22 protein-coding genes, 2 tRNA genes and 1 pseudogene are annotated in these 26,364 nt (G+C 38.5%); 12 read left to right on the top strand and 13 right to left on the bottom strand.

Annotated features, from left to right (window positions below; all coding sequences use genetic code 11):
* Positions 1-4: 4 nt before the first annotated feature.
* The 5 genes from AC0L4E_RS07805 to AC0L4E_RS07785 all read left to right on the top strand — a co-directional run bounded on the left by AC0L4E_RS07805 (position 5) and on the right by AC0L4E_RS07785 (position 3,988).
* Positions 5-2,206, top strand: coding sequence for a hypothetical protein (locus AC0L4E_RS07805; protein WP_473678725.1), 2,202 nt, complete (start codon positions 5-7; stop codon positions 2,204-2,206).
* Complete coding sequence (locus tag AC0L4E_RS07800; RefSeq protein WP_473678724.1) at positions 2,206-2,556, top strand: hypothetical protein; 351 nt, start codon at positions 2,206-2,208, stop codon at positions 2,554-2,556. Before AC0L4E_RS07805 ends, AC0L4E_RS07800 begins: the two co-directional genes overlap by 1 nt.
* A 281-nt stretch (positions 2,557-2,837) precedes the next feature.
* Positions 2,838-3,302 (top strand): thioredoxin-dependent thiol peroxidase, encoded by a 465-nt coding sequence (gene bcp, locus AC0L4E_RS07795; protein WP_473678723.1) that lies wholly within the window; start codon positions 2,838-2,840, stop codon positions 3,300-3,302.
* 39 nt (positions 3,303-3,341) lie between these two features.
* A complete protein-coding gene (locus AC0L4E_RS07790; RefSeq protein ID WP_473678722.1) occupies positions 3,342-3,590 on the top strand; it encodes a recombinase family protein in 249 nt (82 codons plus the stop codon).
* Positions 3,548-3,988 (top strand): hypothetical protein, encoded by a 441-nt coding sequence (locus AC0L4E_RS07785; protein WP_473678721.1) that lies wholly within the window; start codon positions 3,548-3,550, stop codon positions 3,986-3,988. The genes AC0L4E_RS07790 and AC0L4E_RS07785 overlap by 43 nt, the downstream gene beginning before the upstream one ends.
* A gap of 106 nt (positions 3,989-4,094) precedes the next feature.
* Here AC0L4E_RS07785 and AC0L4E_RS07780 read toward each other — a convergent pair whose 3' ends face one another.
* The 3 genes from AC0L4E_RS07780 to AC0L4E_RS07770 form a co-directional block, all read right to left on the bottom strand.
* A complete protein-coding gene (locus AC0L4E_RS07780; RefSeq protein WP_473678720.1) occupies positions 4,095-4,331 on the bottom strand; it encodes a hypothetical protein in 237 nt (78 codons plus the stop codon).
* Positions 4,332-4,965: 634 nt separating this feature from the next.
* Positions 4,966-5,532, bottom strand: a complete 567-nt coding sequence (locus tag AC0L4E_RS07775; protein ID WP_473678719.1) for a hypothetical protein — start codon at positions 5,530-5,532, stop codon at positions 4,966-4,968.
* Between the two features lie 449 nt (positions 5,533-5,981).
* On the bottom strand, positions 5,982-7,190 hold the full coding sequence (locus AC0L4E_RS07770; RefSeq protein ID WP_473678718.1) for a HEPN/Toprim-associated domain-containing protein: 1,209 nt from the start codon (positions 7,188-7,190) through the stop codon (positions 5,982-5,984).
* Between the two features lie 339 nt (positions 7,191-7,529).
* Between AC0L4E_RS07770 and AC0L4E_RS07765 the strand changes: the two genes are divergently transcribed.
* A complete protein-coding gene (locus AC0L4E_RS07765) occupies positions 7,530-8,576 on the top strand; it encodes a hypothetical protein (protein WP_473678717.1) in 1,047 nt (348 codons plus the stop codon).
* A gap of 396 nt (positions 8,577-8,972) precedes the next feature.
* Here AC0L4E_RS07765 and AC0L4E_RS07760 read toward each other — a convergent pair whose 3' ends face one another.
* Positions 8,973-9,548 (bottom strand): hypothetical protein, encoded by a 576-nt coding sequence (locus AC0L4E_RS07760; protein WP_473678716.1) that lies wholly within the window; start codon positions 9,546-9,548, stop codon positions 8,973-8,975.
* A gap of 228 nt (positions 9,549-9,776) precedes the next feature.
* Positions 9,777-10,811, bottom strand: a complete 1,035-nt coding sequence (locus AC0L4E_RS07755; protein ID WP_473678715.1) for a DUF2971 domain-containing protein — start codon at positions 10,809-10,811, stop codon at positions 9,777-9,779.
* A gap of 786 nt (positions 10,812-11,597) precedes the next feature.
* Between AC0L4E_RS07755 and dgt the strand changes: the two genes are divergently transcribed.
* Positions 11,598-13,118 carry a dGTPase gene (gene dgt / locus AC0L4E_RS07750; RefSeq protein WP_473678714.1) on the top strand — a complete coding sequence of 507 codons (1,521 nt, stop codon included), beginning with the start codon at positions 11,598-11,600 and terminating at the stop codon, positions 13,116-13,118.
* The gene (locus tag AC0L4E_RS07745; protein ID WP_473678713.1) at positions 13,111-13,797 is read left to right on the top strand and encodes a primase 1D-like protein; all 687 of its coding nucleotides are present in this window, start codon (positions 13,111-13,113) and stop codon (positions 13,795-13,797) included. The genes dgt and AC0L4E_RS07745 overlap by 8 nt, the downstream gene beginning before the upstream one ends.
* Before the next feature lie 399 nt (positions 13,798-14,196).
* Here AC0L4E_RS07745 and AC0L4E_RS07740 read toward each other — a convergent pair whose 3' ends face one another.
* Both AC0L4E_RS07740 and AC0L4E_RS07735 read right to left on the bottom strand, forming a co-directional pair.
* Entirely contained in the window at positions 14,197-15,606 is a 1,410-nt protein-coding gene (locus AC0L4E_RS07740; RefSeq protein ID WP_473678712.1) for a DEAD/DEAH box helicase, read from the bottom strand.
* A gap of 5 nt (positions 15,607-15,611) precedes the next feature.
* Entirely contained in the window at positions 15,612-16,139 is a 528-nt protein-coding gene (locus AC0L4E_RS07735; protein ID WP_473678711.1) for a response regulator, read from the bottom strand.
* A gap of 131 nt (positions 16,140-16,270) precedes the next feature.
* On the opposite strand from AC0L4E_RS07735, the gene AC0L4E_RS07730 reads away from it, so the two are divergent.
* Positions 16,271-16,477: a helix-turn-helix domain-containing protein gene (locus AC0L4E_RS07730; protein ID WP_473678710.1), complete on the top strand. Its 207-nt coding sequence runs from the start codon at positions 16,271-16,273 to the stop codon at positions 16,475-16,477.
* A 532-nt stretch (positions 16,478-17,009) separates the two neighbouring features.
* On the opposite strand, the gene AC0L4E_RS07725 is transcribed toward AC0L4E_RS07730, so the two are convergent.
* Positions 17,010-18,065: a hypothetical protein gene (locus tag AC0L4E_RS07725; RefSeq protein ID WP_473678709.1), complete on the bottom strand. Its 1,056-nt coding sequence runs from the start codon at positions 18,063-18,065 to the stop codon at positions 17,010-17,012.
* A 976-nt stretch (positions 18,066-19,041) separates the two neighbouring features.
* Here AC0L4E_RS07725 and AC0L4E_RS07720 point away from each other — a divergent pair.
* Both AC0L4E_RS07720 and AC0L4E_RS07715 read left to right on the top strand, forming a co-directional pair.
* The gene (locus AC0L4E_RS07720; protein ID WP_473678708.1) at positions 19,042-19,923 is read left to right on the top strand and encodes an AbiJ-NTD4 domain-containing protein; all 882 of its coding nucleotides are present in this window, start codon (positions 19,042-19,044) and stop codon (positions 19,921-19,923) included.
* Between the two features lie 136 nt (positions 19,924-20,059).
* Complete coding sequence (locus AC0L4E_RS07715) at positions 20,060-20,665, top strand: peptidoglycan-binding domain-containing protein (protein ID WP_473678707.1); 606 nt, start codon at positions 20,060-20,062, stop codon at positions 20,663-20,665.
* Positions 20,666-20,793: 128 nt separating this feature from the next.
* Here AC0L4E_RS07715 and AC0L4E_RS07710 read toward each other — a convergent pair whose 3' ends face one another.
* Positions 20,794-21,576 (bottom strand): hypothetical protein, encoded by a 783-nt coding sequence (locus tag AC0L4E_RS07710; protein WP_473678706.1) that lies wholly within the window; start codon positions 21,574-21,576, stop codon positions 20,794-20,796.
* A 494-nt stretch (positions 21,577-22,070) separates the two neighbouring features.
* On the opposite strand from AC0L4E_RS07710, the pseudogene AC0L4E_RS07705 reads away from it, so the two are divergent.
* Positions 22,071-22,211, top strand: a pseudogene (locus tag AC0L4E_RS07705) (thioredoxin-dependent thiol peroxidase); the annotation flags it as partial.
* 138 nt (positions 22,212-22,349) lie between these two features.
* Here AC0L4E_RS07705 and AC0L4E_RS07700 read toward each other — a convergent pair.
* The 4 genes from AC0L4E_RS07700 to AC0L4E_RS07685 all read right to left on the bottom strand — a co-directional run bounded on the left by AC0L4E_RS07700 (position 22,350) and on the right by AC0L4E_RS07685 (position 26,342).
* Entirely contained in the window at positions 22,350-24,284 is a 1,935-nt protein-coding gene (locus AC0L4E_RS07700; RefSeq protein ID WP_473678705.1) for a cation:proton antiporter, read from the bottom strand.
* Positions 24,285-24,521: 237 nt separating this feature from the next.
* Positions 24,522-24,598 (bottom strand) — tRNA-Asp (locus AC0L4E_RS07695).
* 50 nt (positions 24,599-24,648) lie between these two features.
* A tRNA-Asp gene (locus AC0L4E_RS07690) sits at positions 24,649-24,725 on the bottom strand.
* Positions 24,726-25,043: 318 nt separating this feature from the next.
* Complete coding sequence (locus tag AC0L4E_RS07685) at positions 25,044-26,342, bottom strand: TIGR03503 family protein (RefSeq protein WP_473678704.1); 1,299 nt, start codon at positions 26,340-26,342, stop codon at positions 25,044-25,046.
* Positions 26,343-26,364: the final 22 nt, after the last annotated feature.

Raw genomic sequence — 26,364 nt, 5'->3', positions numbered from 1 at the left:
CATCATGATAAAGCTATCTAAATACAACATTGGTCAACAGGATGCCCTGTTAAGCGCACAAAATCACGTTGGAAACTACACAAATTACCTGAAGGATGTGTTAGAGCCTGCTATTAAATCGGGCGAGTGGGATGTCTTTGAAGCGCTAGATATTGGTTTTAGCGTCACAGGCGAATCCCTGGGTAAAATTGGGGATAACAACGCTTGGCGACAGCTCCAGGCGTTCTTTGAGCCTAATGGTACCCAAACGGATACTCTAGATTTTTTTCTAGGCGGAATGGTGATGGAGCGCAACCTGACAAACCAATTGAAAGCACTGGCATTGAGTATGATATGGCTCTCACCTAAAGATTACTCTTTTGGGAGCATTGTGTCTGCTATCACTGGGTTAAAGAAAGTCGCCACTGGTCTACTGAATGAAGGTCACAATAGCTTTGAGGTATTAAATTTTGAGCGGTTAGAGGCTTGGGTTTTAAATGATGCTACCACTATGGACTTCGAACGACAAATGACTTATTCAGCACTCAACAAACTGTTCATAGAGGCAACACGACTGCCGTTTAACGTTAATCTGACCAAAAAGTTATCTGCCTCGGATTTGGGTTTAACCATTAAAGAACAAGAGCAGCACACGGTTATCCCGCAACGACTGTACTATTTGGGACTTCAACAATCAGAAGCATTAGTAAACGAGCTATACCCCATTCGTGACGAACTGAACAAACTATCTAATTACATAGCCACCTACTTTGATAAAACCTATATAGAATATGCAAACTACCTTGTCAGCGATGAGGCAAAGAAGAAAAATGGCATGTTTAAATGGTATTTAACTTCAGCAAATAAAGGTGAGAAGGAAAAGAGAATAGCCTTTCAATCTGCTTTTCTTGCACTCAATAACCCGTCACAAGAATCGGTCCTTGAACTACTCAAAATGCACAAGCCTACGATCAAGTTTGAATACATCTACAAGTTCCACCCTGAGCGAACATTGAGGGTTGGCAACAGGAAGATAACTGGACTTATAAAGGCGCAATCATTATTTAAACAACTAAGTGGTGGTTGCCTCTGGGCGTTAATGTCCCGCACAGGCATGCGCTCCGATGAAACCTTTCACCTACATACCGCAAATGGATGCACAACAGAAACCATATCAAGGCAAACCATTCACGTTATTCATGCAGACCTATCAAAAACTGTTAAAGGCTCTCAGTCAAAGCAAGATGAGTTTGTCACAACAGAAGTCGGCAAAAAGGCTTACGAGATACTGCAAGCGTTACATTCGCCACTTAGACAGCGTCACCCTGATAGCCAAGTATTTTTTCATAAGGTTATTGGGAGCTGTGGTGCATTAGCTAAAAACCAACTAGGAAATCATCTAAAAAGTTGGTTTAAAGGCGCACTAGCAGAAAAGCTAGCACTAACCAATGACGATGTTATCGATTTGAAAATTTCCGACCCTAACCTTACGTTTAATGTAGGAGATGACTATCACTTCTCAGGTCATCAGCTCCGCCGCTCGTTTGCTTATTATCTGATCGGCTTCGAGCTTTGTGCGTTCCCCCAACTCAAGCAGCAGTTCAGCCATGTATCCATGGCGATGTCACGCCATTACGCTAAAAACGCCAGTAAATTCCAGAAAATCATAAAGCAAAAGAAAAGCTTGGCTCACGCCATTGATGAAGAAAGGATTGATCAAAAAGCGCAAGTGTACCTGAACATCTACAAGAAGCTGGCGAACAAAGAGCTTGTCGCTGGCGGCAAAGGCAAAGAGTTTGCCAAAAACATGATGAAGGCTGAGCGTAACTTGTTTAAAGATAAGGTCGATGACGACATGCTCTCGGACAACTACTGGAAAAAGCAAATCCGAGATCAAAAGCGCCACATTCACGCCGTCGCCCCCGGTGTTTACTGTACTTCAACAGGCTGTAGCCTACGTACACAAGTCAACCTATTAGAGTGCGTGGACTGTAAGAACGACTATATTGTCGATGCTGTTTTTGCCGAAGCTAAGCGCAAAGAAGCCGAAATTCATATGCTTTGGGACATTGAGAATGATGAATTAACGCCTCAAACAGCGTCAGAAGTGTATATCAAAATCACGGCTGCTGAACGTATTATGAAAGACTTAGATATTAGCTATGAACCCGTTACAATACCTCAAGAAGTTCAGAACCTGCTGATACTTTGCGGAGTGACTGCGTAATGACACAAGCAACTAAGAATAAGCTCATAAATGCCCTAGATCGCCTGTTAGAGGGTAAACCAGAAAACCGAGAACTAAAGAAGAAAGCCCGAGAAGGTAAGCTAAAAGTCAACAATAGTACCGTTGAGAAAGAAGCTGGACTTTCTGTGGGTGCACTTCGCAGACATGAAGACATTCAAGTAATGGTGAAGAATAAGTCACTTGAAGCTCGTGCAGCACAAGATGATTTAAGTCACTCACCTGTTGATATTTTACAGGCTGAAGTTAAACAGCTAAAACACGACAAGACTCAAGCTAATAAGAAAAAAAGGAGTACCTTGACATCGCTAGAAGCCATGAACAAGCACTAGCCAAACAAGCAGCAAGCCATATAAAAATGGTTCAGGAACTCATGGACATGCTACATGAAAGTGAGCGAGAGAAGGCAATGGATAAGGTCATCAAAGCAAGGCCGGATAACCTTATCAAAGGCATTTTTAGATAAAAGTATCCTGTTTAGTGTAATCACTAGACAGGACACTGAATTAACGATAGATATGTACACTCTAACGTAATATAAATGCACTAAACCGGACAAAGTTAATTACACTACCCACACATAATTTAAATGAAGAAAAGCAAGGACAAAAACATGGTGATAGAAGCCGCTAAAACAGCACCAGATTTTACTTTAAATGACCAAGACAATAACCCTTTCACGCTCTCTGAGCTGAAAGGGAAAAAAGTATTGCTCTATTTCTACCCACGCGCTTCAACGCCAGGTTGTACTGTTCAGGCTCAAGGGTTACGTGACACTAAAGCAGAACTTGATAATCATAACGTCGTTGTTCTTGGTTTAAGTCCTGACACCCCTAAAAAGCTGACTAATTTCATCAACAAGCAAGAACTGAACTTCACCTTGCTAGCCGATGAAGATCACGAAGTATGTGAAAAATACGGAGTTTGGCAACTCAAAAAATTTATGGGCAAAGAGAATATGGGCGTAGTCAGAACAAGCTTCTTAATCAATGAGTCTGGTTATATTGAGCATGTATTCAACAAGTTCAAAACAAAAAACCACCATGAAGTTGTATTGGACTACCTAAACAGCAAATAACCGTCCATGAGCAATTAACTCTTCAACTTGGGGGCTGGCATGATTGGCTATATTCGAGTATCAGATCCACAAAGAGCCGATGGTGAATCACAAAGAGAAGCTATCAAGGCGTACGCCGCTGAATGTGGCATACAAATATCGGATTGGATAGAAGAACATGTGTCTGCCACCAAGACAAAACTTAGTGAGCGGAAGTTATATTCCCTCATTACCTCTCAACAAAGCATCATTGTATCGGATATCACATGGCTGGGTCGTCACAAGGTTATGGCGTTATTGGCCAGATAGCCTCATACGGTGAGCTCCACTTGGCATACAACGACAGCATCATTAACTCTGAGAAGGTTGATAATGCTGAAATCATTTTTACAGTTATTGGGCAGACTTTTGCCAGCGCTGTAGAGGCTCAAAAACGCTCTGAACGAGCCAAAGCAGGTCACGCTAAACGAAAAGCCAAAGGGCTATCATCTGGCCGTCAAAAGGGACAGAAGGTCAAGTCTAGGCTTGATGCGCATACCGCTTTTATATTGAACCTCCTCGATACCAAGACCTCCAAAGCTGAAATCTTAAGAAAACTAAACGAACGCGGTGTTTCGATTACTAGAAGTAGATTTTACTCGTGGTTGCAAGACCGTGGACTTCATAATAAGAAGGCTGAATTCCAGACCGATATGTTCCAAGCATAAAGCTAACTGACTTCGAGCCCCCGCTAATCACTAACTCGTTTTTGGACAGAAATGAGTTAGAAGTATCTAGTTAAAGTTGACAGCTTGAACTCTTGTTAGGCATAAATTACGAATTATTAGCCCAGTTTTCTAGCTCTATTTCGCTTTTTGTTTTTTCAGGAAATTTCACTTCACCTAAATTTTTAGACCAGCCAATGCTATATGATAAAGAATAACCATTTGCTGAGTGTTGATCACTTGAAGTACCAATTAATACCCAGCCTATATCAAGATGTCTGTTAAGTTTTTCAGCATTTTTTAATTCCAAGACTTTTACAATATTCGTAAGATCGTACTGACTCATTAGATTTCCTTTTATGCCTAACAGCTTATTGAAAGGCGCGCCCGATAAAGTCGGTAGCTTATGTTATTGATTTATATCATCGTACAATTTCTATCTCTTTGATGTAAAGCAATAAAATACTCTCAACATCATAAAACAAAACGTGCTTGCGCGATAAAGTCGTTCAAAACATAAGCGGCTAAATTTATTTCCAACATTATCAATTAATTATAGTTTTCTAATTAAGCTAACATTACGACTTTAGGCTTACTTAATGAGTTGTTTGATTTAAATTAAGCCAAATCTCATTATACCTGTATATAAAACCAGTTCATTAGAACTGGTGCAACCTAGGCAGTAAGGATGGCAACTGTAAAAGAGTAATTTCAATTAAATGTTGTATGGAAAACGAAGATAAGCATTGTTAAATAGAGCTTTGGTTCTAAATAACTTTGGGGCAGAAACGTGTCACCCCCCTAACCCATTTCTGGACAAAAACGTTTTAAAGCTAAATTCTAAAAGTAACTTTTGGTTTTAGGGTAGATATGGCAATCGGATATCCGGTAACGCCCACTTAAGCGGACAAAAATTGTTGGCTATAATGTGTAGCGGATCGAAACGTAGCCAACTGTTTTTGTTCCGTTTAAAGTGCTTGTTAGGCATTTCCCATGTATTGACACGCCCCCCTTGTTTTGGACAGTAATCCATACCCTTTAGACTCGTATATCGAAAAAACCCCACGGATGACGTGGACTGGTAATTCAATATCTTTACTTAATACATTACCATCTAACCAAGTTCCTACCTCACACCTATCAACTACTGATGTGATTTTTTCCATTTTTGAGGAATTTTCTTCTAAGTTACACATATACATAACAAATGAAGCATCAGATAGAGTAATAGCTATAGGAAATCTAGAACCAGCAGTATTAATTTTTTCAATTAGATTACTTGAATCTAGAGTAGCCAACGCTCGACTATATTTACTATAAAAATCATCAGTGAAATATAAAGTATCAGAATCTTTTTCTTTTAAATTTTGATAAATCTCTCTAGAAAGGGTTTGAATGTCCTCATGAAGAGAACTAATCGGGTCACTTAGCTTTTCTATTTTTTTAGTCATTGCTTCTGAATCAATTTCAGCTTGCAGTTGGACTAAAGATGCAGCGCCTGGAAAATTAACACCTGCTATTCTAACCAGTTTAAAGAACCAATCCATTTGCAAACTCCTTGAATGCCTAACAGCTTATTGAAAGGCGCGCCCGATAAAGTCGGTAGCTTAAGTTATTGATTTATATCATCGTACATTTTCTATCTCTTTGATGTAAAGCAATAAAATACTCTCAACATCATAAAACAAAACGGGCTTGCGCGATAATGTCGTTCAAAAAATAAGCGGCTAAATTTATTTCCAACATTATCAATTAATTATAGTTTTCTAATTAAGCTAACATTACGACTTTAGGCTTACTTAATGAGTTGTTTGATTTAAATTAAGCTAAATCTCATTATACCTGTATATAAAACCAGTTCATTAGAACTGGTGCAATCTAGGCAGTAAGGATGGCAACTGTAAAAGAGCAATTTCAATTTAATGTTGAATGGAAAACGAAGATAAGGATTGTTAAATAGAGCTTTGGTTCTAACTAACTTTGGGGCAACATTGAGTTAGTCATCCAACAATCCGTCTACAATCTGTTTATCCACCAATACCATCACCTCAAGAACCAAAGCTGATAGCTTTTGAATAGCTTTCAGAGTGACCTCGATAGGCTCACCTTCTCTTGTCTTACCTGCTCGGTGAACAATATCATGCCGAGTGTCTACAGCGTCAGATAGCCTTTGTAGCAAGCAACTGGAGAGACTAACCAGCAGAACTGAGGGAAAAAAAGAATTGATTGTTTTAACACTATGAAATGACTGACAGTCGATGCACTCAATGATTAATTTATCTAATTGCTCCATTTTGGAATAAAGCTCTGTGATTTTGAAACTTTTTTGGCTTTTCCCAAAAGGCTCGAACCTCTCTACAAACCTTCTCTTGATAGCACCCTTATTTAGTACCTGCCTTTTCGCTACATCAGACAAATAGGCTTCAAGTATCGTTATTAGCCCACTATATGAAAGGCGCAGTAAAACGGGATTGGCTCCATCTGACTCACTTAGTCTCGTTATTTCAAGTACTTCCGCATTAGCTCTTTCGCAGAACTTGGTTTGTCCTTCATGGTATTCAGCTAGATCATCAAAATCATTCGCCCAACCACTGTCTATCAAGACTGATATATCCAGCTTACACACTGAATCAGGCTCTACGAGCTGAAGTATGCTCCATGCGTAGCTATCTATTGATTTGCAGGGAAAATGATACCCCCCGCTGGTGTAATAAGGGGATTCATCATAGTTTGAGCACATGAACTTCAGTAGGTTTAGCTCAGCTTCCGTTAACGACGCTTGTAGTTGCTGCGAATCCAATCTCAAGCAGTTCTCATATTTTTGTGCTAATCGACAAAGACGATGAGCAATAGGAATGAGCTTCAACCAACTATCTAAGGAACATTTTTGAAGACTATCCAGGTATAGATAATAATCAGGTAAATTTTCTTTGGCTTTATCTCCCAGCGTTTGAAATAGGCTTTCTAAATCCTGTACCCACAGCGTTTTATGTTCATTGAACTCCAGCTCTACTGACTGCCTATTTACTCCTCGTAACTCCAGTCTGCGCTTGAGTTGTTTAGCCTCCATTCGATAGCCTATAAATTGACTATCATGATCGATTTCCCTGAACCGATCAGAACCTTTGAAAAGCCACTTATGATACGTGTTTTGCCATTCATCAATAGTGTAATCGCCTAGTTCAATCCTAGCCCAAGTAGACATAGCTCCTCCAATAAACAACCTTATTTGTCCTGACGTTTGACCAACCCGTTTATTGCTACTTGAGTTGAGCCCGACTTTCTCATTAGGACTTAATTCAGCAATTACAATAAATTGCTACCACAAACACACTTCCGTATCATGTCATCAAAGCTCCATGCTGTAATCTATTTCTGGACCGTAGTGAGTTACCCTTGGAAATTCTCAGTGAGAACAAGAATGATCTCACTATTCTGATTTAGGTCTCTAATTCTGATATATATGAGAAAAATCGCTTCTTTTACCTCTATTTTTCAAGGAACTATGATTAAATAGATGTGATTTTTGTCAAAGGATTCATTAATGACCAGTTATAGAGATAGATGTCACACAAAGTCGTTAGAATTAATAAACTTTAAAAAGGTTTATCTTGATACGAAATACTGGTTAATTCTTAGAGATGTTCATCGAGGGATAACTAGTGATTCTGCAAAGCTCCGTTTATATGACTTAGTCATAAATCTAGCCGAAAGTGGAAAAGTGATCTTTCCTTTTTCAGAGTCACATTTTGAAGAGTTTTTAAAACAAAGCGATCCAGAGTCATTAGAATCTACGTTGTCTTTAATATATCTATTATCTAGAAACACTGCTATTCGACCTTATCGCGAACGTGTCGTTGTTGAGTTTGAGTTCATGTTAAGACTCCTACTAAATCAAGAAGGAAGGAAAGGCTATTATTTGGAATCATGCTCTCAGCATATTTGGACTTGTGTAGCCTATGGGTGGGGAAAGTTTACCGTTGTGGATTCAGGTGAACAAAATAGAACATATGACAATAAAGTTCAGGATGTTCTATTTGATAATCAATTAGCTCTGAAAAATTATCTTGAACATTTGCAGGATATTTCAGGGTTTGGCAATAGCTACCCTGACCCCACCCAAAAAATCCTGGATAGACGAAAATCTAGAAGTAAGAAGATTAATGAAATACTAGTCAATGAGCTTAAGAATGAAGCTATTGAATATAAAGAAAAAATTTTAAATGCCATCTCAAACACTGTCGAAGATTACACTGTTGAACAAGCTAATTATTTCATGAATGTTTTGTTTGAGAGAAAAGATTCAAATACTCTAGATGACCTTATTCCGTCAATGAATACATACTCTACTATTTGTGCCACTTGGATTATCTCGCAGAATAAAAATGTTAAGATAAATGATTTTTTCGATATGCACCATGCAGCATCAGCCCTCCCATATTTTGATGTGTTTTTAACAGAAAAAAGCTTGTTAGATGCAATAAATCGGGCTATCCCTAAATATTTGCCGTTTCAGAAGGTGCAGGTATATGCTGACATCTTTAGTGCTATAAAGGCGTTAGAAATACTAAGCAAAACTTCAGGTAATTAAATTCTGATGAGCATTCTGCTCAAGGTGTGAATAGGATGTAGTGGCCAGCAAAAATTGCCTATTTTTTGTAAGAGATCTAACTTTAATTAGGTTCTATCATTAGATGTAATAATCTGATTGGCTAGAGCTCTTAACGCACTTTGGGGCATGAATCAGTTGGCGACTTTACTAAATTAGCACTTAAAGGATTAACTCGAATATTGCAAAACCTCTAATTAAATGGCCAATTTCACTCAGCCACTACACTAGGGCTAACGAAAAATTCTATTGCTCACCACACACCCAAAAAGCGTAAGATTTTACGCTGATATTTACTGTATAAAGATATCACTTTAAGCTCGGGCTTGTTCAACACTTGGGATAAGGACGCGGCTGTGCGCGGCCTATCCATATACGTTAGGCCTTACATTCAATGCCAATTATTCCTTTAAACTCAGAATCTAAAATAGGCAAAAGTGTATGAATGGCTTCAATGGATGCATTCCAAGTTTCAGGAACTTTGGGGTTTACCCTATAGTTACCATTTTCGTCTTTTAACGCTAAATTTGAATAGTTGCTAGAAATGAAAGACGAAAGTTGCGTTACTCTATTCATCAAGTCACAACACTTTTCTGAAAGATAGAGTTTATTACGACCATAAAAGTCAGATAAATCGGTTACAGCTTTTTTAAGTTCATTTACCAAGTTTTCTTCATCTTCAGTTAAAGTATGTACACCATGAATATACTCCCATGGCTCATAAGTTTTATATGTTCTTTCATACGACTCTTTAATTTCTCTACACTGGAGCTTTAGAGTAAGGAGATCACGTCGTTTATTTACTTCATAAAGCTTATCGTAAAGTTGAGCTATTATTTCAGCTTGTTTCTCATGTAAGCCTGAAAATCGAACCATATGCTCGTGTTCTAGTTTTTTAAAGTCACTTTTTAAAGACTCTATTTTTTCCCCATGTTTAGTTACTTCCTTTTGCATCAATCGCGATGCCCAAACCTTTCCTAACCAAGATGACAAGCCAACAACTATTATGCCAGCCCCCCAACAGCACTTATCATGGCAAGCGCGACATTATATATTTCAGTTGTATTCATGAATGAGCCTTACAGTACATATATAAAGAGACATCACGCCCCCGTAAACAGTGAACAATGCTGGCGAATTTACTGCATTTTTTAACCAAAAAGATAGCGTTTAACGGGCTTTTTATGGCTCGTACAATACCTTTGGTGACATTTTAAATTCACGCTGAGAAAGGTGCATCTTATATACTGGAATTTTTTTACTTTGACCAATCTCTATCAAGTCATGTTCATAGTTTCCTGGGGATAAAGCACCAACATAGATCGCTTTTACCTTCGGGCCTGGATAGTTTAATGACGGTTCATTAGGGCCGCGGGGGAGGATTAACCGCCATTCTTGTTCATACGACCAATCTTTAGCTTTATGAATTGAAGCGATAATAGCTAACATATTGCTAGACATCCCACCATTTAAGCCTTCTTCAAAAAAAGCAGAAGCATCAAACAATTGGTTATCATAAATCACTGGCCACAGCATACGAGTTAAAATATTCTCATTCGGCAAACCAGAGAAATCATACTCCATTACAAAACCTGTATGTTCGTCAGAGTAATGAGACCACATTAGCATTGAATCATTTCGTTGACTCAGTGAGCACATCTTGTAACCCAGCTTGAGTACTCTGTTAAATTCAAGGTTCATTTCTTCGGATTCTTGAAGAGTATTTCTTTTCAAAAATGCATAAACCTTGTCGGCTGGTAGTCGCCCGTTGGTCTGTTGTTCTGCTATTTCAGCTAGCACTCTCGTAGGCTCATCAGTGTTTTTGAGCATTTCGAACTCGTTCTTTGATAGAAACTGATATACCCCATTTGCACCTTGCTCTTCTATTGATTTGAATAATTGCTTTTCAAGTGTCACCTGGCTGTATTCAAAATGAATTGACGTATCGTATGGATCATTAAACCCGTTTGCGGAATCGCACCATAATGTATTATTTTTTAAATTTTCTAATGCGTATTCTCCGTATTGGCGATATTTAAATAAACGCTTGGGAATATAATCATATTTAAGAACGATGGCTTCATTAACTTTTACCTCTTCCAATTTTGGAGAAAAGAAGTACTCCCTCAACTTATGTAACCACTCTTCATCATCCATTAATGCCAACCTCACTTTAGAGCCAAACGTTTTAGTATCTATGCGTTGCGCTGTTTGCAAGGCATAAACCTCTTCTTGGACCTGGCCAATGCCTAACCCAAGTTAATTGGTATGCTATAGGAATTTATTTTTTTAGGTAGTCACTTTTTGAAGCGCTTTACAGGTAACAACCTGTTCTCATTCATTCTTCCGCTGGCTTTATAACATGACTTTACATTTACCTGTCTGCCGACAGTACAAAGCCAAATCGAAGAGATAAATAATCAGGTGTAGCTACATTGATGTCATCGTCAACCCCATATGGAAGCGCATGCGGTATTCGCAGATGTATTTACACATAAACTAACACCTAAGCGTTGTCAAAACTGATAACCATCCACACTATTATTGTCACATATGACATGGGATGGCCCTAATCGCGCGGTTCGCTTTCAAGTGGCAAATGCGCTTTCGGACAAAAGCTTGTTAGAGTTGGAGTGACTTACAGTAACCATTTATATTAGGGGGATGTATGGCAACCTGACACATCCCATCGCCATCATGGGCTGTAACAATGTTAGTTTTGGGGAAGCGAGAAACTTTCTGACTCACAGATTAAGGGAGGATAATAAAGTTTACAGAGGGATTGGTCACTCAAATCGAAGCCCAGAATAGTATTCTAAAAGGCTTTTTCGTTAAGCCTAATACGTTTGATCATATTCCGCTTGTTCTTGTTAAAACTGTTCTAGTAAGCTCCTGCTTAATTATGAGATTCTCATCGATTATTTTGACTCTACAGGTAGCCATCTGTAGATTTTTATCGTAATAATGTCTGCTAAACCCCTGAATCAAAAATAAGAAATCATTATGAAAATGGAACAACTAGTCACTAAAGACCGCTTAAGAACATCTACTAGGCAAAATAGTGATGTCACTGAAACAGTACAAAATGCAACAGCTAGTGATAGGGGAAGAGTAGTTTATTCTGCTCCATTTAGAAGACTTCAGCAGAAAGCGCAGGTCTTTTCGTTAGAAAGTAATTCTGCGGTTCGTTCTAGGTTAACTCACTCAATTGAGGTCTCCCACATTGGTCGCTTTATCGTTTCTACGATACTAGATAAAATAGGAAGTGATGCTCAAAGGTCAAAGCTTGGAAATGACATTGTTTTTTGGGAGAAGAATGGAATTGCTATCTCAAACGTTGTAGAAACCGCCTGTTTGATACATGACATAGGTAATCCTCCATTTGGTCATTTTGGTGAAACAGCAATTGCTGAGTGGTTTAAATTTAATGCTAAAGAAGCTGCAAATGAAGCATTAGAGAATCAGCTTGAAGGGCTAAATTTAGAAGATTTTGAAAAATTTGACGGTAATCCCCAAGGCTTTCGTATCGTAGCAAAACTGCAAGGGAAAGATGGCTTAACTGGTCTGAACCTGACTTGTTCACAATTAGCTGCATTCTTAAAATATACGTGTTCTTGTAAATCTCATGGACTAGATGCAGGAAAACCGTTTCAAAAGAAAGCTGGCTTTTTTGATACAGAAAAAAAAGTCATTGAGGAAGTTTGGTCAAAACTCAATATGCCAACAAATAGCAGGCACCCACTTGGTTTTTTGATGGAAGCATCCGATGATATTTCGTACTGTGTAAGTGACATTGAGGATGGTATTGAAAAAGGTTTAGTGAGTGTTGAGCAGTTTTTTGATTACATTAGAGATGAGTTAAATACCCTTCAAAGAGCAGAAAGAGAGAAAGGTAACTCTACTCCAATTACTGACAAATTGATTACTAAGTTTTTTCCAGTTAACGATTCAGACAATAAAGGTTCTGATTCCACATCTGATGCTAGAAATGAAGTAAAAAGTGAGAAACCTGTAGATGAATTTGTGTTGTTTAAGACTAATTTGAGTATAGAATTGGTGAATTTTGTAGCTGATGAGTTTATCGATGATTACGAATCACTGACAAATTTTGAGCGTGAAAATGAAATAATCAATGAAAATACCGAAGCTAGCAAAGTCCTTGAGTTACTGAGAGACTTCACATTCGATCATTTGTTTACATCTAGTGATGCAGAGTCTATTGAATTGTCGGGTCATGCAGTTATAAATGGTCTACTAGATTCATTTTCATTGTTGCTGAAGCTTAAGAGAAGTGAATTCAAAGAACTAAGAACGGGAAAGTCAAGGTTAGGAATGGCAAGACGATTATTTAATCGATTACCTACTTCTCATATAAATGCCTATTTTTCAGCTTTAACAACTGAAACTACCGATGTAGAAGAGTGGAACTTGCGTGCTCACCTGATAGTTGATTTTATTTCCGGAATGACAGATCATTTTGCTATGGAGACATACCAAATGCTAAAAGGTATTAAAATTGGCTGAAGTATTTATCAAAAAACCAGTGAAGTTTAAGCATGAAAGGCACCCAATCAGATGGTTGCAAAATTTTTGTGCTTCTAATAAAACACTTTCAGGCGAAAGAATTTCATTATCTTTTAGCAGGTATAACTACAAACCGCAAACACTAGCAGATCAAAGAGGTACGTTTCAGTTATGTAGTGATGAATTGTCAGATGTATTCCTTGACCAAGAATTGAATACATTGCAGCCAAAGCAAGATTTTGCGTTAAATTCTAGGGTAACTCTTGCTGGTAAAGTTTATCATATTCCTATGATTGATTTTGCTAAACGAGATATGGAGAAGCATCAGTTCAGACCGTTACGCGAACTGTGTGAATATTGGGGAATCGATTTGACCATATTCGATAGTGGGCGCTCATATCATGGTTATGGTAACCGTCTTCTTAATGAAGAAGATTGGGTTAAATTCATGGGAAGCGTACTTCTTGTGAACAAACCTGGTGAAGTAACGATCATTGATAACAGATGGGTTGGTCACAGAATTTTAGGAGGGTATTCAGCTTTGCGGTGGAGCCTAAACTCATCGCAATATAAGAAGTATCCAACCAGTGTAGGCGTATTATCTTCTCAGTCTGGCTTTACTAAAACCTCCTCCTCAATCGAAGTTATATTTAACAGAAGTTATCAGCTTAAAACTTAACCTCTCTAAGCTTTCTACTTAGATCTTAAATTCGAGGTTGAAGATAATAAATTGCTGTATAAAAAAATTCCACCTTTAAAATCTATTCCATACAGCAGCTCTAACACATGTTTTATCGTAGTTGTTGTGCTAAGTCTGGTGACTCTGATTAGTTAACCGAGTCAGAATAAAATAACGAGTTAGATTAATCTGTCTATATCTACTGACTCATAGTCATATATAGGGATAAATACCCTTAAAAGTTACACCCAGTATTGTTAAGAACAATGAAAAAGCGAATATGAGAATCGATATGTACAGCGTTATCATATTTGATAACGCTGTACATGACTGTTATCAAATATGATAACAGTCAGAGAGTTTTTTCAAAATGGTGACACCATAAATAAGGTTTCCGCATCAAAAAGGTGAGTTGAAAGTAGATACCACCTTTTCTCTAAAGCCACCTAAAATTTCAAAAGATGGCGATTGCTCCCAAGTGAGGTCTCTATTGTTAGGTGGCGCTAAAATGGGAAATTGTGATTCATTTTTGTGTGGTGTACTAAACCTAACTTTATGCTCAGCTTGAAATGGGGTGCTAACTCGTATTACCTCGCTTCTCCCCTGCTCTGCGGAGACAGTAACAGTTTCGGATTCCCTAAATATGACGGGTACATCTGGTATTTCTTCAGCGATGCGATTTGCAAATTCTACAAGCTTTGGTGCTGCAAAAGTATATAGCCAAGCCTCCTGATTGATAGCCTTGTTTACTCGTAATATCCTACCAAGTACTTGCCTAAAATAGAGTTCAGTTTTAACTCTGCTTAGGTGGCAACACACCTGCAAACGCGGGATGTCAGTACCTTCGCTTATCATGCCAACACTGACAATCCAGTTCTTTGTACTGTTCCTAAACTCATTGATTTTAAGTGAAGGTAGATCTTCTTTATAGGTAACGACTTCGACAGTTTGGGCATATTCATTTCTAAGCATATTCAGAATGTATGTGGCATGCTCGATTGATGATGCAACGACAAGCCCTGCAGCATTAGGGTTGTGCAGTCTAATGTCGTCGAGCTTGTTAGTCGCCAGCGTTAGGGCGTGCCGAATGGCTACATCATTTTTAATGATCGATTGGTAAGTAACTAATGAACCTTTGAATAGAGCGTCTAGGCCATTAAACGTCTTAGTTTCATTTTCTTCGTCAGTAACCGAAATTCTTTCATTATCGATTAATACAATCTTTGGGCTTCGGCATACACCGTCTACAACGGCTTCCCTTAAACCGTAGATATAATCACACTGTATTTGATTGTCTGGATCTGTATAACGAGATAAAGCTATCGGTGCTTGATCTGAGCGCCATGGAGTGCCAGTTAAGGCTAAAGTATATTCGGCTTGGCTTTGAATATTCAATAAGATCTCTTCCCCCCAGGCGTTAGCATCTTCAAGAGAACTGCCAGAGCAATGATGGATCTCGTCAAATATCACGAGTACCCGATTTTGTTTTAACAGTTGCCAGAAATCTTCTTTGAAAGACAGCATGCTTTGATACGTATAAGAGCAACCAACGGCACCTATGACACCATCGAAACGACATTCCAGCCGTGTCGAGAAAGTATGCTTAATACCTTGCGATATATTTATCGAAGGTGAAAAGCAAAGTACAAAATCGATAAGGTCTTGATCAAGTAGCTGCACAGCGACTTCTGAAGCCATAATCGTTTTACCAGCGCCTGGAGTTGCCAAACAAAGGAAGTGTTTATGTTTGGCACTAAAGTGCTCTAGAACGCGATTGACGCACTCTGATTGCCATTGTCTTAGATGCATTAAGGTTACTTTTGCTGATGAGCGAGAACAGATTTAATCGCTTTGATTTGGCCGAGTAGTTTCGAGCTATTTTCACGGGCTTGTAAATACTGGGATTCAAGGTGCGCTTTCATCTCTGGGAAGGATTGATACAACCGCATATATTCTTCTGACTCGCCAATGCTAGTGAATAAATCAACTTCAGATTCTTTCAAGCGATTTTCAAGCTGCTGGACAGCGAGACTAGTACTTGCATTAATCAACTTGGGTTTATTAACCTTTCTTTCAGTGATAAAGATCGCTTCATGAAACAAATCCGACTTCTGATACGTAACTCTTTTAGAGTTTTTCATTCCTTTTTTTAGTAATAGACCTTTCTTAACTAGTCTCAGAATTTGTCTGTACACATACTTGCGAACCTCTACAGAATCCTTATTAGTAGGAGACATAGCTAAATATGCATCACGTAATTGAGATACACGGAAATTGTTAAAGCTCTCATCCTGGAGAATAGTATGCAACCTTGTGCATATTTTCATTGAAATTTTCGACATTACTTTCTCGTCAGAGGCTCTTTATCTCTAGCTCACAGGGCCAGAAGAACTTTACATTAATAATGCGGATTATAATCCGTGGCCTTATAAGCCGCAACTTTGGATAGTCTTTATCTTTAACGAGATGAAAAATGAAAGACTTAGCAATCCAATTTGGTGCGAAATTGCGTGATAAACGCAAGACTCTCGGCATTTCTCAGGATAAATTGGCATTATTAGCTGATATTGATCGAAGCTATGCTGGGCGAATTGAGCGGGGAGAAGTAAATATCACGCTCGAAAAGGCATATCAATTAGCAGAAGTTTTGGGATGTGATGTAAGAGAGCTGCTTCCTTAAAATTTATGGCTGAATTACCCCGCTATCTACATGCTTCGATGGAGTTGAACTACGAACAAAAGTTGAGTTCGAGAGAGCTTGGCAACAGATAGTGCTCTCGCTGCTCAGTCGCCAGATAGAAAGTTATAGATCACCGAACCAACGATAGATAAAGCCCTACAACAGCCAAAATTAGGCTCAAGCCTGAGAGCTCCACGCTATCCCTTAACGCTCCTTGTTAATGGTATAAAGTATAGCAACTGTTCAATTTAAAGATAATGTGAATTATCTAATTTCTGTTGAGGGGGCCGGCTAAAATGCTTCAGTCGGATAGATTACACTTGTTACCAAGTGCCGCCTATCCGACATCGATGTGTTAGCAAATCCTGGCTGACATGTTCGTGCCCCAATATTAGTTACGACTGAATGACTGCCAGCTTTGGAGAAATGCACTTTGACTTAGTTTTTTTAATGTCAATATTGTTTACAAGGAAATGGGAAGAACAGTTAACATTTTCCCTTTATAGCTATACCGTAATGATTTTTTTTGTAACTACTCATATTTTAGCTCTCCAAACAATCCAATCATCAGGTCAACCTCTAGAATCTCATATGGAAGTTCTACGTATTCTTTAGAATGTCTTGGTTTGGCTTTGCCATCATGTGGCGCATTCTTTGTGTGACCTTGAACTAAATCCCCGTTTTCTTTGACATAAGGTAGTACAACGATGCGTCCGTGGTTTTTAGATAGAATAGTTCCTTTTTTCCAAAGTGTATTTCCTGACTTTTCAGCATCAGAATAACTAACCTCTTTTACTATCCAACCAACATTGCCGCTTTCTTCAAACCAGAATACAAACCCTGATGCCACTACGACCTTTTTTCCTTGCTGCTCTGCTTCGTCGAGCATTCGCTTAACGCTAGCCAATTGAAGTAATTGATTTGCTCTTGGGAGTAAGATTTCTCGAATATTAGATTTGGTTTTCCCCCAGTGTTCTGCTCCATTTAAGCCGAATGCAGCAGCAATTCTTTCTCTATAGAAGTACTTGGCTGTTTGCTTAGTGTGTTTTGTTCTAGTTGACCAGTCATGCCCTTTGTCCCTAAGTAAACTAATTCCATATTTTTTAAGTCGCACAAAATTTATATATGGAGTTTCGTTCAATATTTCCATTAATGAACCTAGAATATTTTCGCAATTATCTGGTAATAAAATTTCATTGACAGAGGGCCGTGGGGTTTCTTGATGCCTACGGATAGCTTCAGAAAGCATAAGTTGTTCTTCACCAAATAATCGGCTTTGTCTGGTTACATCTTTTTCAATTTTTAGAAGTAAAGACTCTTTTTCACTGATAGATAAATCAAGATTAGCAAGTTCTTCTGATAGCTCGGTATTTCTTTTTATAGCGGCTTCTACCGCTAATTCATATGAGTCATAGACGTCAGATTTCACGTGCTTTGTTTCAAGCTCAACGAATGCTTTATACCACTTTAAAGAGCCGTCGTTGCGAAGTTTTAGATCATACATTTGCCATATACCAGCTTCATACCATGGTTGTGGCCATACTGCTAAAGTCGGTAGTGAATATCCAGGCATTTGCTCTAACCACATATTTTCTTCCCTATGTATCTAGCTATGGAGATATTGATTGTTAAGCATTTTACACTCTTTATTACTAAATCATAAAACATCACTACCACATCTTTGGAAAAGTGCTTTCTATCTCAGTTTTAATACTCTGTTGCCCCCCTTTCAATGTTAGGGGCTATTGCCCATTCAGTTCAGTAAAAATTCATTTGACTTACTTTTCCTCATACCATTAATGTGTTTCAATATCTGGTGTTGAGGGAGCATCTCTCAAAGAGTAGAAATTGGTTAAACACGGCTAATTACAGGTTGGAATTATGGTTAAGAAAATTATTGTCACCGCGATAATAGGATATGTCGCATGGTCGTTCTTTATTGACGATAGTTTGAAAACATATGACGGTTGTGTTGATGCCTTGTATTCCCAGTTCACCGTTATTAAAGACAGGGGAGAACGTAAAGCTATAGCCAGGTTACGTTGCGACGAGCTTGTAGCTGAAGGTAAAGTTAACCCCAAATAGTAAATTTAATCAATAACTTGCTACCCCCCTAGACTGGCACAAATCTGGCCCAAAGTTAGTTAGAAGCAAAGCTCTATTTAACAATGCTTATGTTCGTTTTCCATACAACATTTAATTGAAATTGCTCTTTTACAGTTGCCATCCTTACTGCCTAGATTGCACAATCTTATGAACTGGTTTTATATACAGGTATATTGAGATTTGGCTTAATTTAAATCAAAAAACTCATTAAATAAGCCTAAAGTCGTAATGCTGGCTTAATTAGAAAACTATAATTGATTGATAATATAAAAATAAACTTAGAAGCTTGTTTTTTTAACGATATTATCGCGCAAGCCCGTCTTGTTTTATGATGTTGAGAGTATTTTATTGCTTTACATCAAAGAGATAGGAAATATACGATGATATAAATCAATAACTTAAACGGTCGGCTTTATCGGGCGCGCCGTTCAATCAGCTGTTAGCTGTCAAGGAAAGGTATGAAGTTTTCCCATAGATTTGGTTTTGACCCAGAGTATAAAAATGAACCAATCAGCGAAGATGCACCAAATTGGTTGAAAAGTCTTTTCTTTCTTAATGTTTTAGAACCTCTCCTTTACATTGACGGTGATAGCCGTCAAAAGAATGCAGAATCCAAACCACTTGGAGTTAAAGACTTAATTGAAAAGTTATGTGCAGAAAATGGGCAAGAAACTGATTCCGAAGATTATGATTCATGGACATGTTGGGATGCCTTAAAATGCAGACTTATGAATCTCGAATGGTATCAATTTTATGACTTTGTTGAAATTACAGCTATAAAGATTAAAGAAAAGGAAATTGAGTACAGCTCAGCTTGGGATAACTCGCGATTCGAATCATTTATGTTTCCGTCATATAGACAAAAGGTAAATGATCTATTTTCACAGCATAAAATACAGTGGAAATTAAGTGATGGTGGTAAATTAGAGACTTCACTTCCCAAAGATCTTGAAACAAGGGTATCTGCTATAGACTCTACTTTGCAGGATAAATTTGAACCTGCAAGAGTCCATTACTCTAAAGCTCGGTCTTATATATTGAGTCCAAGTAAAGATCCTGAAAATTCAATTAAAGAGTCCGTAAGTGCCGTTGAGAGTGTTTGTAAAACAATCTATCCTAAATGCGCGACGCTAGGTGACGCACTAAAGCTAATGAAAAGGGAACAGCTTATTTCTCCTATGCTTGTAACAGTTTTTGAGAAGTTTTATGCATATACAAATGCTGAACCAGCGGTAAGGCATGGTAGTAATAAGATGTCAGGTGTTGACGAAATGGATGCAGAATTAGCGTTACATATGTCAGCGGCATTTATAAGAACGATAATTTCTAGAAAGTCGTAATAGACTGCTAACAAGAAATTAAACAAGGACAAAAAACAGTTGGCTTTTGCTCCTTCGTCGCTGATTTTAGCCAATAATTTTTTGCCTGTTAATTAGGCGTTAGGGTAATTAAACCAGCAGATGAAGGAACATCATCATGGAATTAAAAACTAAGCCAAAAACTAAAAGTCCATTATCATTTATAAATGATTTTAATATCATTCAAAAAGTATCATCCTTAGTGGGGATTGCTTGTGGTGTCGTTTTATTACTAGCTTTCTTCGAAATTGCCCCGCTTTACACTCTTTTTAGTAAGCCACTTTTATTATTTGTTGCTACTGTAGCAGGCGCTGCATTTGCATACGGTACGACTAAAATGCCGGAAGAAGATCCACATGTTAAAAGTACTGTATTTGAAGAGCAGCAACGTATAAATGAACAGCGCTTTAATACTATTGAAAAAGAGAACAAAAAGCTTGCTGACGATAACAATGCGCTAAAGACGGAGTTATCTTACTTCAAGAAGTTTTCTAAAATGAGGTTTATGGTAATTACAGAGCCACCAATGCAAGGTGAGGATGTAACAGCTGTTCAAACTGCCTTGATAAAGCTAGGCTTTAAAATCTTAGCCGATGGTGTTTACGGACAAGAAACGTTAGATGCGGTAAAAGGCTTTCAATCATCTAACCAATTGGTAGCCGATGGAGTATTTGGTCCCAAGACTAGAGAAAAGTTAATCAATCAGGTATTAACATCACCCTAACAAGAGTTCAAGCTGTCAACTTTAACTAGATACTTCTAACTCATTTTTGTCCAAAAATGAGTTACCAAAGGCTTATTCAAGCTCCTGCTTATGTAAGACCCCTCACTAGTTAGCTATAGACTTTGATGCTATTGGTCGTGATATGAAACAAAATTAACAGCTTTTGCATTGGAGCCGTTATTGTACAAATCCAGTTCAATACAGACCGCGCGGTATATGTTTGTAGGAAAGCCCCCGTCATATCCCCAACGATGATTGTCATTTTCCATTGTCACCCTACCCGCTATATTCGGGTATTTATACTTTAAGTCGGTGTTCTCTATGCAATGCGACAACTGCGAACTACGAGTGAACCCTTTAGTTCTAACTTCTTCGATTAACTTGCTAAGCTCTTCCGCATGAGATAAAGAAAGGTGATACTTTAATTGAAGTCCATTAGCTGCCATCGGACAAAAACTTGATGATTTTGTCTCTATTTTTCTCTTTAACAGGTCTTCTAACAGGTTTTTATCGGAACTTGGTTTAAGTGGTGGGGGCTGCATCTGGCGTAACTTAGCTTTATGAAAATTTTCAGGATGGTCTACTGACTCTTTAAATAAATCCGAATTATCACTTTTCTTTCTCGTGGTATTGTCAGCTGTCGCCCTGGTCAAATTTGCTTTTAAGTCTTGCATTTCCTTTTCTAAAGCGTCAAACGACTTCTCAAGGGTACGCATATTTTTTAGATGAAGTCTCTTTATATTCACCGCGAGAATGTCGCTAAGCAATTCTTCGCCTAACCTTATCCTATCTGCGATCTTTTCTGCCGCAAGCTTTCCACCTTCTATATGTGCACGTAAATCAGCTATATAGATCACGTAATGAGTCCCAAGATCGTCGTTCGCCTCTCGTTTAACAGTTACATTAACCATAATTTCACCATAAAAACCAATAACTATCTGTATATATTACACGGAGCAGTTTCTATTCCCAAGCTCTTGGCTCTGATTGTCGCGGCTCACCGAATTTGAACACTTTACTAGAGGCCTATCACTACGATTTTGGATTTCATTCATACTTGAGCTAATCTGAACTGTAAAGTTTCGGGTGTAAACTCTAAGTCGCTTTTGTCCGAAAGTGAGATAGCTATAGATGCTGATGAGTTGTGGTCACCAAGCGATTCGTACTTTAATTACCAACCTGCTCTCCCGTATGACAATCAGCTATGAATCATTGCACCGCCTAAACTTTTTATGACAGTTCACTACTTTAAAAAGCGTCAAAAACAGCCCTCTTTACAAAAAAATATGACAACTGATATAATTAGAGTTCAAAAGGAAAATTTATTAACCTAACTCACTGTTAAATGTAGACTTCATTGGAAACTGTCAAGTTTTATGTCCCAAGTTATTTCCAAGGGTGCGTTTTTATGGGTAAAATTTATGATGGTATCCACCGTTTAAGCTTCTTAATCGGCCAAGATGGTAAAGTTGCGCACGTATTTGATAAATTCAAAACTAAAAATCATCATGAAGTTGTGTTATCAGTGATTGCTGAACAAAAATAAAAGCCAATTAAAATAGCTAAGCACAAGTTACAAATACAAACGATAAAAGTCGTTTGATAAAAAAATAACTTGATAATAAAAAGGCTTCGTTAATACGAAGCCTTTTTTGTTTGTATTATCCAGACACTGAAATAACCTTTATTTAGGCTCGTTTTCTTCAAGCTCGGAAGTTGTTCTCGTTTGAGCTACTTCTTGTTCTGTTGATGCCTGTTCAGAATTTTCATGAGCTGCTGACTCTCGCTCAGCGACCTCTTTTAAATTACGCTGAATAACGTCTTGCTCTTGCGCTTCTACTGGAAGCAAACTAATCAGCTCAATACCCACTGGCAATTCCTTATCAACACCAGAGACAATTTTCACTTTTTGATCTTTGGTGAGATAAATCAGCGGCATAGCCGTTTCACCATAACGCTCTTTAAAATGCTGCAGCGTAAAGCTTTCCGTGATATTGGTGACTTTTATTACCGCACCTTTTGCCATATAGCTGGCAATACGAGCATAAGAAACAGACTCACCAAATAAGCATAAACGTTTTAAATAAGATTCAGACAATTGGTGTCTTGCACTTCCGCCTTCTGCATTGTTTAAACCGTAAACTTTTTGAGTACCCAATAGATCCTGAAAATGAAAGCTCACCAACGGGTTTAATTGACGATAAGGCGATAGGATTAACACCCTGCCAATGCCACTTAAGTCCATAAAGTTTTCGGCATGTTCTGAGGCTGGATTACCAAAATAAACAGGAATGTTAGCCATACGTGCTTGGCGAATGTTGTCCCAGTTATTATCAGCCAGCATCACTTTTACGTTTTTCTCAGTGAGAACTTTAGCAAGCTCGCGAGAAAATTTAGATGCACCAAACAACAATAAACCTTGTGACGAATCAGCCTTAACCCCAAGGAACTTTGCCCAAGGCCCCGCTGTTAAACTTTGAATGACCACGGTGCCAATGATAATTAAAAATACCAATGGCACGATTGAACTTGCACCATTAACGCCAATGGCTTCAAGCTTAATTGCAAATAAAGATGAAATAGCTGCTGCGACAATACCTCGTGGGGCAACCCAACTTAAAAACCATTTATCTGATCTTGATAAACTGGTGCCGATACCTGATATCCAAATGCTTAATGGTCTTGCCACCAGCATAACCACCATTAAGACTCCAATACCGCCCCAACCAAGATCTAACATGGCTGTTGAATTTAATCTGGCAGCTAACAAGATAAATAACGCAGAGATTAACAACACTGTTAAGGTTTCTTTGAATTCTAGAATGTCTGCTATATCAACTCCGCGCATATTGGCAAGCCATATACCCATAACGGTTACCGTTAATAAACCTGACTCTTCTTGAATTAAATTAGAGCCAACAAACATGCCTAACATAATGGTCAGTACAGCGGTATTTTTAAGATAATGAGGAAATACTGTCGTTCTTAGCGCAATACCAATTAAATACCCAGCAATAGCCCCTAAGCCAAAACCGAGCAACAAGGTGATGCCTAATGCAGATAACACATGAGTCGTTGGATCGGCCGCTGCAGCAACCGCAATATATTCATACACTAAAACGGCCAGTATCGCGCCAATAGGGTCGATGACAATGCCTTCCCAACGTAAGATGCTAGCAAGGTTCGATTTAGGCCTTACAGTGCGCAACATAGGGACAATTACAGTGGGACCAGTAACCACAACTAAAGCACCAAATAATAGCGCCATCGGCCATTCAAAGCCTAATAACCAATGTGCTGCGGGTGCAATACAAGCCCAAGTGATAAATGCGCCAAAAGTGACTAGATTTGTCACCATACGACCATGATCTTTTATTTCTTTGAAATTAAGGGTCAGCGCCCCTTCAAACAAGATAACTGCAACACCTAATGAAATAATAGGGAATAACAAGTCACCGAAAATTTCATCAGGATTTAAAATGTCTAAGCCAGGCCCGAGCAGTAAACCACATAACAAGAGTGGCAAAATGGCGGGTAAACGTAACTTCCACCCTACCCACTGACACAGTAAAGACAAGACGCCAATTAACGCTAGCATGCCTGTGATGTGTTCGACCATGTATATATCCTTATAAAAGCGCTAACTTGTTTTAGTCATTTTCGATAAATTTCTATCATTAATAAAATACTAAATACTGAAGTAGAGCAAGTGATATTAATACAATAGACGCAATTAATTAAAATTTTATTAACATCATAAGATGTTGATTTGAAATACGTAAAAGTGATGAACTAAACAAGGAATTGAATTTTAGACACAAAAAAGCCCTTGTCATATGACAAGGGCTGTTCTGTTTGGCGGAGCGGACGGGACTCGAACCCGCGACCCCCGGCGTGACAGGCCGGTATTCTAACCAACTGAACTACCGCTCCTAAACTGTGTTACCTGTTAAAACAGATGAACAAAATCTAAGTAACTTAACTGGCGGAGCGGACGGGACTCGAACCCGCGACCCCCGGCGTGACAGGCCGGTATTCTAACCAACTGAACTACCGCTCCACTTAAGTTGCGAAGAATAATAGAGATGTCGTCAAAAACCGTCAACCATTTTTTTCACCTTTTTGACTGTTTAGCTAAAAAATGTTCAACCAAGCTCAATTCATATACTTTTTGTGCGTAAAAGAATCAAGATTCTAAAGCGGCAAACATAAATTGAAATAATAAGATGGCTGTTTTTAATTTTACTGAGATATGAATAAACAAGCGTTGAGCCAAATAATCCCATTTTCGGCGAGTATTGAAGAAAAATTAATTGAAGACAGAAATAGTGGAGTCACGACTGCAACTCCATATTCCGTTTTAGGTGTGTTTGATCAGCTATTTTTCATCTGGCATGGTTAAATCTAAATCATCGAGAGTAGATTCTTGACTCTCTTCACCTGCACCCTCTTGCTCCATTCGCAGCTTGGTTGCTGCTAACGCTTTATTTAACGCTTGTTTTTTACGCCAAATAATTAAGCCTAAAATACCGATAACCAACAAGGTGCCATTTACCACTAAAATCCAGAATATAGCCTTATCTTTGGCAGCCGCTTCTTCTTTTGCTGCTTGAATTGTCGCTCGCTGAGCTAATTCTTCCGCCGTGGGTGGCGGCGCAGGTGGCTCAATTAAATTAAAAAACTGCTCTGGCAAATCAAGTACAATTTCGCGACCTTCAATTGTGGTCGAAACTGCAGAGCCTTTAATTCGATAGCTACCAAAGTCTGTTACTGCAGGAATTGCGAGTAGCGTTTCCTTAAATTGAACCTCATTTAAACTTACAGGAAGTTTAAGCCCAGCAGGCCCGACGATATCAAAGTGAAAATGAGTCTGTTCAAGTTGTAATACTTCATCATCAACAATGAGTTGAATTTGCCATACGCCGTTTAACTTATCTTCTGGCTCGATAATATCGACTTCGATCGGTTTTTCCGACAAATAAAACGGATAACTAACCTCTCGCTGGAATATGTTATTTCTTGCTTCAACCGTTAGCGTATAATTTCCCCAAGGTTGATTAAGGTTCTTCTTCCCTGTAAAGATGCCATCATCAGGGACTTCATCAAGCCCTTCACCGTTATCTTTATAAGACCCCACAATGATAGTGCCCGTAGTAAAGTTCGCGTCGGTATTCTTATGATGACTGGCAAATTTAACTGTCCATTCAATCATGTAATCAAGGCCTGGCAGCCTAACGGTTAACCCGTCGCCAAGTAACCGTGAAGTGACCTTTAGGCGCTCACCTTGAAATAAAGGTTGAGGAATAGGTTCGACATCTATTTCAAGTTTAGACACTTTTTGAATGGTGGAGTTAGGTGCTAGATTACCTAACAGCTGCCAAGGACCAGGCATTGGCTTTGGGATTTTAATCATGTCGCCCGTTAATCCATCAACCCACTTAACAGATTCAGGGTGTCTGTCTGAATACCATTTAGAACCGTCGGGTAAAATAACAATTACTGGGGCTGAGCCATACTCTCGTTGAACAAGTAATGTGAGCTCGTCAACCATATGATCAATTCTGAATCTATTTTTAAGTTCAGTAGCTTGAGTATATGGCACAGCAAAAGCTGATTGGGGCAGCAGGCCACCAACCAAGATTAACAATGACAATAAATAGGGGCTAAATCCTTTCATTAATTAGCGAATTACCTTAAGT

Source organism: Shewanella sp. GJ50-10 (genome assembly GCF_055808815.1).
Note: the sequence above shows the minus strand (reverse complement) of the source record. Positions and strands in the feature narration are given on the sequence as shown.

Coding starts and splice junctions, on each gene's coding strand:
- AC0L4E_RS07805 (WP_473678725.1), top strand. CDS start 5: ATGATAAAGCTATCTAAATACAACATTGGTCAACAGGATGCCCTGTTA.
- AC0L4E_RS07800 (WP_473678724.1), top strand. CDS start 2,206: ATGACACAAGCAACTAAGAATAAGCTCATAAATGCCCTAGATCGCCTG.
- bcp (WP_473678723.1), top strand. CDS start 2,838: ATGGTGATAGAAGCCGCTAAAACAGCACCAGATTTTACTTTAAATGAC.
- AC0L4E_RS07790 (WP_473678722.1), top strand. CDS start 3,342: ATGATTGGCTATATTCGAGTATCAGATCCACAAAGAGCCGATGGTGAA.
- AC0L4E_RS07785 (WP_473678721.1), top strand. CDS start 3,548: ATGGCTGGGTCGTCACAAGGTTATGGCGTTATTGGCCAGATAGCCTCA.
- AC0L4E_RS07780 (WP_473678720.1), bottom strand. CDS start 4,331: ATGAGTCAGTACGATCTTACGAATATTGTAAAAGTCTTGGAATTAAAA.
- AC0L4E_RS07775 (WP_473678719.1), bottom strand. CDS start 5,532: ATGGATTGGTTCTTTAAACTGGTTAGAATAGCAGGTGTTAATTTTCCA.
- AC0L4E_RS07770 (WP_473678718.1), bottom strand. CDS start 7,190: ATGTCTACTTGGGCTAGGATTGAACTAGGCGATTACACTATTGATGAA.
- AC0L4E_RS07765 (WP_473678717.1), top strand. CDS start 7,530: ATGACCAGTTATAGAGATAGATGTCACACAAAGTCGTTAGAATTAATA.
- AC0L4E_RS07760 (WP_473678716.1), bottom strand. CDS start 9,548: ATGCAAAAGGAAGTAACTAAACATGGGGAAAAAATAGAGTCTTTAAAA.
- dgt (WP_473678714.1), top strand. CDS start 11,598: ATGAAAATGGAACAACTAGTCACTAAAGACCGCTTAAGAACATCTACT.
- AC0L4E_RS07740 (WP_473678712.1), bottom strand. CDS start 15,606: ATGCATCTAAGACAATGGCAATCAGAGTGCGTCAATCGCGTTCTAGAG.
- AC0L4E_RS07735 (WP_473678711.1), bottom strand. CDS start 16,139: ATGTCGAAAATTTCAATGAAAATATGCACAAGGTTGCATACTATTCTC.
- AC0L4E_RS07730 (WP_473678710.1), top strand. CDS start 16,271: ATGAAAGACTTAGCAATCCAATTTGGTGCGAAATTGCGTGATAAACGC.
- AC0L4E_RS07725 (WP_473678709.1), bottom strand. CDS start 18,065: ATGTGGTTAGAGCAAATGCCTGGATATTCACTACCGACTTTAGCAGTA.
- AC0L4E_RS07720 (WP_473678708.1), top strand. CDS start 19,042: ATGAAGTTTTCCCATAGATTTGGTTTTGACCCAGAGTATAAAAATGAA.
- AC0L4E_RS07715 (WP_473678707.1), top strand. CDS start 20,060: ATGGAATTAAAAACTAAGCCAAAAACTAAAAGTCCATTATCATTTATA.
- AC0L4E_RS07710 (WP_473678706.1), bottom strand. CDS start 21,576: ATGGTTAATGTAACTGTTAAACGAGAGGCGAACGACGATCTTGGGACT.
- AC0L4E_RS07700 (WP_473678705.1), bottom strand. CDS start 24,284: ATGGTCGAACACATCACAGGCATGCTAGCGTTAATTGGCGTCTTGTCT.
- AC0L4E_RS07685 (WP_473678704.1), bottom strand. CDS start 26,342: ATGAAAGGATTTAGCCCCTATTTATTGTCATTGTTAATCTTGGTTGGT.